General features: G+C 72.0%; 7 protein-coding genes. 5 read left to right on the top strand and 2 right to left on the bottom strand.

The window, feature by feature from the left end; translation table 11 throughout:
- The 3 genes from RIM90_RS28990 to RIM90_RS28980 form a co-directional block, all read left to right on the top strand.
- Positions 1-758: amino acid permease (locus RIM90_RS28990; RefSeq protein ID WP_309063720.1), on the top strand; the 758-nt coding region annotated here is incomplete at its 5' end.
- Positions 759-897: 139 nt separating this feature from the next.
- Positions 898-1545: a superoxide dismutase gene (locus RIM90_RS28985; RefSeq protein WP_309063719.1), complete on the top strand. Its 648-nt coding sequence runs from the start codon at positions 898-900 to the stop codon at positions 1543-1545.
- Positions 1546-1705: 160 nt separating this feature from the next.
- Positions 1706-1948, top strand: coding sequence for a hypothetical protein (locus tag RIM90_RS28980; RefSeq protein ID WP_309063718.1), 243 nt, complete (start codon positions 1706-1708; stop codon positions 1946-1948).
- A 4-nt stretch (positions 1949-1952) separates the two neighbouring features.
- On the opposite strand, the gene RIM90_RS28975 is transcribed toward RIM90_RS28980, so the two are convergent.
- On the bottom strand, positions 1953-2600 hold the full coding sequence (locus tag RIM90_RS28975; protein WP_309063717.1) for a DsbA family protein: 648 nt from the start codon (positions 2598-2600) through the stop codon (positions 1953-1955).
- A gap of 138 nt (positions 2601-2738) precedes the next feature.
- Between RIM90_RS28975 and pepN the strand changes: the two genes are divergently transcribed.
- Positions 2739-5315 (top strand): aminopeptidase N, encoded by a 2577-nt coding sequence (gene pepN / locus RIM90_RS28970; protein ID WP_309063716.1) that lies wholly within the window; start codon positions 2739-2741, stop codon positions 5313-5315.
- 284 nt (positions 5316-5599) lie between these two features.
- The gene (locus RIM90_RS28965; protein WP_309063715.1) at positions 5600-6688 is read left to right on the top strand and encodes a hypothetical protein; all 1089 of its coding nucleotides are present in this window, start codon (positions 5600-5602) and stop codon (positions 6686-6688) included.
- Between the two features lie 43 nt (positions 6689-6731).
- On the opposite strand, the gene RIM90_RS28960 is transcribed toward RIM90_RS28965, so the two are convergent.
- Positions 6732-7880, bottom strand: a complete 1149-nt coding sequence (locus RIM90_RS28960; RefSeq protein WP_309063714.1) for a serine hydrolase domain-containing protein — start codon at positions 7878-7880, stop codon at positions 6732-6734.
- Positions 7881-8064 lie beyond the last annotated feature (184 nt).

The following is an 8064-nucleotide window of genomic DNA, read 5'->3' as shown; positions in this document are numbered from 1 at the left end:
TGATCGGCCTGCTCGCGTCCGTCTTCGCGTACGGCGGCCTGGAGACGGTGACCATCGCGGCGGCCGAGTCGGAGAACCCGGTCAAGGGCGTGGCGAGCGCGGTCCGTACGGCGATGTGGCGGATCGCGCTGTTCTACATCGGCTCGATGGCGGTCATCGTCACCCTGGTCCCGTGGGACTCCCCGGCGGTGGTCGAGGACGGCCCGTACGTCGCCGCCCTGGACCGCCTCGGCATCCCGGGCGCCGGTCAGCTGATGAACGTCGTGGTGCTGGTCGCGCTGCTGTCCGCGATGAACGCCAACATCTACGGCGCCTCGCGCATCGGCTACTCGCTGGTGGAGCGCGGGCAGGGCCCGAAGGTCCTGGGCCGGGTGTCGGGCGGGGTGCCGCGGGTCGCCGTGCTGGCCTCCTCCGCCTTCGGCTTCCTGTGCGTGCTGCTGAGCTACTGGCGGCCGAACGACGTGTTCTCCTGGCTGCTGAACATGATCGGCGCGGTGATCCTGGTCGTCTGGATCTTCATCGCCGTCTCGCAGCTGCGGCTGCGCCGCCGGCTGGAGCGGGAGGCCCCCGAGAGGCTGACCGTGCGGATGTGGGCGTTCCCGTGGCTGACGTGGGTGGCGCTGGCCGGCATGGCGGCGGTCTTCGTCCTCATGGCCCGGGAGCCGGACACGCGCGTGCAGCTGTACTCGACGGGCGCGATGACGCTGGTCCTGGCGGCGGTGGGATACGCCTGGCAGCGGGCGCGCGCCCGGAGCTGACCCCTCCTCCCCCACGGTGACGGCCCTCGCGTGAACACGCGGGGGCCGTTTCGCGCGCTCCGGCCCGCGTCCGCCCTCTCCTGCTGCTAGCGTGCAGTTGCAAGTTAGTTGCAATAAGAGGTTCGGAGGGGACCCCGCCATGCCCGTCTACACGCTGCCCGACCTGCCGTACGACTACTCCGCGCTCGCCCCCGTGATCAGCCCCGAGATCATCGAGCTGCACCACGACAAGCACCACGCGGCCTATGTGAAGGGCGCCAACGACACGCTGGAGCAGCTCGCCGAGGCACGGGACAAGGAGGCGTGGGGCTCGGTCAACGGGCTGGAGAAGAACCTGGCGTTCCACCTCTCCGGGCACATCCTGCACTCGATCTACTGGCAGAACATGACGGGTCCGAAGGAGGGCGGCGGGGAGCCGCTGGCCCAGGACGGCGTGGGCGAGCTGGCCGACGCCATCACCGAGTCCTTCGGCTCCTTCGCCGGTTTCAAGGCGCAGCTGTCCAAGGCGGCGGCGACCACCCAGGGGTCCGGCTGGGGCGTGCTGGCGTACGAGCCGCTGAGCGGGCGCCTGATCGTCGAGCAGGTCTACGACCACCAGGGCAACGTCGGCCAGGGCGCGACGCCGATCCTGGTCTTCGACGCCTGGGAGCACGCCTTCTACCTGCAGTACAGGAACCAGAAGGCGGACTTCGTCGAGGCGATGTGGCAGGTCGTGAACTGGCAGGACGTGGCGAGGCGTCACGCGGCCGCCGCGTCCCGCACGGACGTCCTGCTGCTCGCCCCCTGAGCGTGCCGGGGCGTCCGGAGCACCCGGAGCACCCCGTGAGGCGTCCTGCCCCGTGATCGTCTTCTCACCGTTCACCCGGCAGGCGGAAAAAGGGAAGCCCCCGCGGGGACGTGACTCGCGGGGGCTTCCGGTATGCGCCGGTACCGGCCAGAGTGTCGCAATGGCGACACAGAGGACGATGAAGGACTACTGCTGGACCTGCCGCGCGGACCAGCAGCACCGTCAGCTGAACCGGAAGGAGGAGGACTGGCTGAAGGAACGGCTGGGCCGGTCCGGCGTGGGCGAGTTCTGGCTCTGCGAGAACGTGCTGGACCCGGACACCGGCAAGCAGTGCCGCAACCTGCGCACGGGCTTCAACAAGAAGCCCTTCGCCGAGCCCATCAAGGTCCCCGTCCTGGACTGACCCGTCACAGGTTGCCGAAGTCCGGCTCCTTCGTCCGCGTGCGCTTGATCTCGTAGAAGCCGGGGACGGAGGCCACCGCGAGGGTGCCGTCCCACAGGCGGGCGGCCTCCTCGCCCTTGGGGGCGGGGGTGACGACCGGGCCGAAGAAGGCGATCTGCTCGCCGTCGGCGCCGGGGACCGCGATGACCGGGGTGCCGACGTCCTGGCCGACCTTGTCGATGCCCTCCTTGTGGGAGGCGCGCAGCTCGGGCTCGTACGGGGTGGAGTCCCAGTGCTCCATGAGGGACTCGGGCAGGCCGACGTCCTTCAGCGCGGCGGCGACGGTCTCCTTCTCCGGGCCCTCGCCGTGGTTGTGGATGCGGGTGCCGAGCGCGGTGTAGAGGTCGCCGAGCACCTCGGCGCCGTGCTCCTGCCGGGCCGCGATGACCACCCGGACCGGGCCCCAGGCCTTGGTCTCGAGCATCTCGCGGTACTCCTCGGGGAGCTCGTCGAGCTTGTCCTCGTTGAGGACGGCGAGGCTCATCACGTGCCAGCGGACCTTGACGTCCCGCACCTTCTCCACCTCCAGCATCCAGCGGGAGGTCATCCAGGCCCAGGGGCACAGCGGGTCGAACCAGAAGTCGACGGGCGTGGCGGGAGACTTGTCCGACATGTCACTCCTCGTGAAGGAAGGGTTTCGCCGTGGGAACACCGCGCCTCCTCCCGGCCATTCCCGGCTGCCCCGCGTCAGGGGCGCATGGCAGGATCGGTCCTGATCATCCCTGTCGACGATGCCTGAGGAGTGCCGCCCGTGCCCGGTGAGAATCTGACCCGCGACGAGGCCCGGGAGCGGGCCGCCCTGCTGTCCGTCGACGGGTACGAGGTGTCCCTCGACCTGCGGTCGGCGATCGGCGAGGCCGACGGTGGCGGACCCCGCACCTTCCGCTCCGTCACCACCGTCCGGTTCCGCTGCGCCGAGCCGGGCGCGAGCAGCTTCGCGGACCTGATCGCGCCGAGCGTGACGGCCGTCTCCCTCAACGGGCGGGACCTCGACCCCGGTGAGGTCTTCGACGGCACCCGGATCCTGCTGGAGGACCTCGCCGCCGACAACGAACTCGTCGTCGACGCCCGGTGCGCCTACTCCCGCACCGGCGAGGGCATGCACCGCTTCGTCGACCCCGAGGACGGCGAGGTGTACCTGTACACCCAGTACGAGCCGGCCGACTCCCGTCGGGTCTTCGCCAATTTCGAGCAGCCCGACCTCAAGGCCCCGTTCCGCTTCGAGGTGCGGGCGCCCGAGGGCTGGACGGTGTGGAGCAACGGCACCGGTGAACTCGCCGACGGCGTCTGGCGGTTCGCGGAGACCAAGCCGATCTCGACGTACATCACGTGCGTGGTGGCGGGCCCGTACCACTACGTCACCGACACCTACACCCGGACGTTCCCGGACGGTTCGACCCTGGAGATCCCGCTCGGCGCGATGTGCCGCAAGGGTCTCGCGCCGCACTTCGACGCCGACGACGTGTTCCTGGTGACCAAGCAGGGCCTGGACTTCTTCCACGACCACGTCGACTACCCGTACCCGTTCGGCAAGTACGACCAGGCGTTCGTGCCCGAGTACAACCTCGGCGCGATGGAGAACCCGGGACTGGTCACCTTCCGCGAGGAGTTCATCTTCCGCGGCAAGGTCACCCGCGCCTCCTACGAGAGCCGCGCCAACGTGATCCTGCACGAGATGGCGCACATGTGGTTCGGCGACCTGGTCACCATGGAGTGGTGGGACGACCTGTGGCTGAAGGAGTCCTTCGCGGACTTCATGGGCACGTTCTCGCTGGTCGGCGCGACCCGCTTCACCGACGGCTGGATCACCTTCGCCAACCGCCGCAAGGCCTGGGCCTACCGCGCGGACCAGCTGCCCTCCACGCACCCGATCACCGCGGACATCCGCGACCTGCAGGACGCCAAGCTGAACTTCGACGGCATCACCTACGCCAAGGGCGCCTCGGTGCTCAAGCAGCTGGTGGCGTACGTCGGCCAGGACGCGTTCCTGGAGGGTGCCCGGCGCTACTTCAAGCGCCACGCGTACGGCAACACCCGCCTCGGTGACCTGCTGTCGGTCCTCGAGGAGACCAGCGGCCGGGACATGACCGCCTGGTCGCGGGCGTGGCTGCAGACGGCCGGCGTCAACTCCCTCACCCCGCAGGTGCTGCTCGGTGCCGAGGGCCGGGTCGACGAGCTGGCGATCGTGCAGGAGGCCGCCGAGTCGCATCCCGAACTGCGCCCGCACCGGGTGGCGGTGGGCCTGTACCGGCGCAGCGGCGACGGCGCGCTGGAGCGGTACGCGCGCGCCGAGGCGGACGTCGACGGCGCCCGTACGGTCGTGGCGGAGCTGGCCGGGGCCGAGGCGCCGGAGCTGGTGCTGGTCAACGACGACGACCTGACGTACTGCAAGATCCGCTTCGACGAGACCTCGCTGGCCACGCTGCGCGAGCACCTGGGCGCGCTGACCGACCCCCTCGCGCGCGCCCTGTGCTGGTCGGCGCTGTGGAACATGACCCGGGACGCGCTGCTGCCCGCACGGCACTTCGTGGACCTGGTGCTGCGCTTCGCCGGGCGCGAGTCCGACATCGGCGTGCTCCAGATGCTGCACGCCTGGGCCGAGTCGGCGCTGGTGCACTACGCCGCGCCCGCCTGGCGGGAGACCGGCGGGGCCCTGCTCGCCGAGGGCGCCCGGCGTGAGCTGGAGGGGGCCGAGCCGGGCGGCGAGCAGCAGCTGGCGTGGGCGCGCTTCTTCGCCCGGGTGGCCTCCGCGCCGGGCGACCTCCAGCTGCTCCAGGACCTGCTGTCCGGCACGGCGGCGGTCGAGGGCCTCGACGTCGACCAGGAGCTGCGCTGGGCGTTCCTGGAGCCGCTGGCCGCGCACGGGGTCGCGGACGAGAAGGCCCTGGCCGAGGAGCTGGCCCGGGACGACACCGCCTCCGGCAAGCGGCACCAGGTCCGCTGTCTGGCCGCCCGCCCGTCGGCGGAGGTCAAGGCGCAGTGCTGGGCGCAGGTCGTGGAGTCGGACGCGCTGTCCAACGCGCTGGTGGAGGCGACCATCTCGGGCTTCGCCCGGGCCTCGCAGCGGGAGCTGCTCGCGCCGTACGCGGAGAAGTACTTCGCGGTGATCGAGCGGGTGTGGACCGAGCGGTCGATCCAGATCGGCATGGACGTGGTGCGGGGCCTGTTCCCCGCGCTGCAGGACTCGCAGGCGACGCTGGACGCGACGGACGCGTGGCTCGCGGCCCACGAGGACGCGGCCCCGGCGCTGCGCCGGCTGGTCCTGGAGTCCCGGGACGACCTGGCGCGGGCGCTGCGCGGGCAGGCGTGCGACGCGGCGGCGGGCTGATCCGGCCCCGGCCCGTCCCCGTCCCGTCCCCGGGCCTTCCCCGTGACGGGACGGTCTCCGTGCCCTCCTCCGTGACGGGACGGCCCCCGGGCCCTCCCCCGTGACGAGCCGCCCGCATCCGTTACCGAACGCGGGCATGACGGCCGTAACCCCTGGTCCCCACCCGAACGGACCAGGGGTTTTCGGTATCCGAACATGCGTCCTTTAGTGCGGCCTTGTCCTTGTTTGTCGACGGATGTGTAACAGGGGTTCGGAGAGGCGCCCGAGGCGGGAAGTTGCCGGGCATGAACCACAACACCCCGCTCTCCCCCCGCCCCCTGCACCACCTCGCCGACGGCGGCCGCCGCGTGCTGACCACCGCACAGCTCCGCGCGCACGGCGTGTCGGCCGCGGAGACCACCGAGCAGTGCCGCCCCGGCGGCCCCTGGCAGCAGCTCCTGCCCGGAGTCGTCCTGCTCCACCCCGGCCCGCCGACCAGCGAGGAGCGGCTGCACGCGGTGCTGATGTACACGGCGCGGGAGCGGACCGTGAGCGTCCCCGTCCAGCCCGGCGCGGACGCGCCACCCGTGCCGCCCTACGGGGAGGCGATGATCACCGGGCTGGCCGCGCTGGCCCTGCACGGCTTCTCCTCCGCTCCCCCGCTGTCGTCGCTGGACACCTTCGACGTCCTGGTCCCGCGCCTGCGCCGGCTGCGCTCGACGGGCTGCGCCCGCATCGTGCGCACCCCCGACCTGCCCACGCCGGTGCGGATCACCGTCCCCCGGGCTCTCGACTCCGTTCGAGCCGGGAGCGCCCCCGTCCCGGTGGCGCCGGTCCCGCGCGCGCTGGCCGACGCGGTGGCGGGGCTCAGGGACGCGGACACGGTGCGCCTGCTGCTGACGGAGGCGGTGCGGGGCGGCCACTGCGAACCGGCCGCGGTGGTGCGGGAGCTGACCCAGGCGCGGCTGCTGAACCGGCCGCACGTGGTGGGCGCGGTGGACTCGCTGCTGGCCGAGGGCCGGGCGATGGCGGAGTCCCGGCTGTACCGGATGGTGCGCGACCACGGCCTGCCGGACCCGGTGTGGAACGTCGACCTGCGGCTGCCGGGCGGCCCCCACCTCGGTGGCCTGGACGCGTACTGGCCGGAGCACGCGGTGGCGCTGGAACTGGACACCCGGGCGCCGCGCCCGGGCGGGCGGCCCGCCGACGACGCCCAGTGGTCGGAGTACGCCCGCAAGCGCGAGCACCTGGAGCGTCTCGGCATCACGGTCGTCCACATCAGCCCGCGGGGGCTGCGCGACGCGATGGAGCAGCAGGCGGCGGTGGTCCGCACGGCCCTGATGGCCTCGGCCGACCGCGATCCGGCGGCGTACGTCGTGGTGCTGCCCCGGTAGTGCCGCGCCGCGGCGGCCCCTCCGCATGCGGACCGGCGCGGCGCTAGGTGCCGCAGTACTCGGCCTCGATGACGGTGTCGGTGTCACCCGCCCAGGTGCCGTTGAAGTTGAAGGCGAGCGAGTGGCGGCCGTCGGCCGTCGTCACGGCCTCGGTGAGGGATCCGAGGATGTCGCCGCTGTGGCCCCAGACGTGGACGCCGCAGGAGAGCTCCCGGTCGATGAGACCGAGGCCGTAACCGGCGTTCGGCACGGCTTCGACCTTCACCGTGGTCTTCATGTCCTTCAGCTGCTCCGGCGGGAGCAGTCTCCCGCGCAACAGCGCCGTGTAGAAGCGGTTCAGGTCGGCGGAGTCGGAGACGATCTCCCCCGATCCGTAGGCCAGCGAGGGGTTCAGCTCCGTGACGTCGTGGATCGGTGCGGTCGCGCTCGTCCCCAGCCTGGCGTAGGCACGGCTGCCGGGAGGCGGCACCGTGACGCGGGTCCCGGGGACCGAGGTGGCCCGCAGGCGCAGGGGGACGATGATGCGGCGGCGGATCTCCTCGCCGTACCAGCGGCCGGTGGCCTTCTCGATCACCATGGCGGCCAGCGTGTAGTTGGTGTTGGAGTACTTCCAGGACGTGCCCGGCGCGAAGTCCGGTTCATGGGTCATGGCGACGGCGACCAGGGCCTCGGGCTTCGCGGTGTCGTAGCGGTGCCGGAGGAAACCCTCCTCGCTCAGGTACGTCCGCCGGAAGGCGGGATCGGCGAGGAAGTTGTAGACGCCACTGGTGTGGTTGAGCAGTTGCCGGAGGGTGATCCGGCGCCCGTCGTGGCCATGGCCGTCGACCAGTCCTGGCAGCCACCGGTCCACCGTGTCGTCGAGGGACAGTCGGCCCTCCGCCTCCAGTTGCAGCAGCACGGTGGCGACGAACGTCTTGGTGACGCTGCCCACGCGGTAGCGGTCCCGTGCCGAACGCGGCTCCCCCGTCCGCATGTCGCCCACACCCGCCGTCACCGACCAGGTGCCCCGCCCGTCCCGAACCGTCGCCGTCACCCCGGGTACGCCGTCCTCGACGGCCGCCTCCACCGCCCTGCGGGTCGCGTCGTGACCGCCGGACCCGGCGGGAGGCGCCGCCGCGGCGGGGAGCGCCAGGGCCGCCGACAGGATCACCGCCACCGCCGCAGTCGTCGCCGTACGCGCATGCGTTCCCATGTCTCCCCCTGCTGTTCCTCGTCTGTGGTCCGGGCAGGAGGACCGCGGCAGCCCCCCGCGGGGTTGCCGCCGGCCGCGGTGGTTGGCCCGGTTTCAGCCCTTCTTCAGCAGCAGCTCGGTGTTGCGGTCCTCCGGGGCGCCGGCCAGGTCCGTGCGGGCGCCCGGGGCGTTGCAGGAGAGCTCG

Origin of the sequence: Streptomyces sp. (assembly GCF_031181555.1) — a bacterium.
Classification (GTDB): Bacteria; Actinomycetota; Actinomycetes; order Streptomycetales; family Streptomycetaceae; genus Streptomyces; species Streptomyces fimbriatus.
Note: the sequence above shows the minus strand (reverse complement) of the source record. Positions and strands in the feature narration are given on the sequence as shown.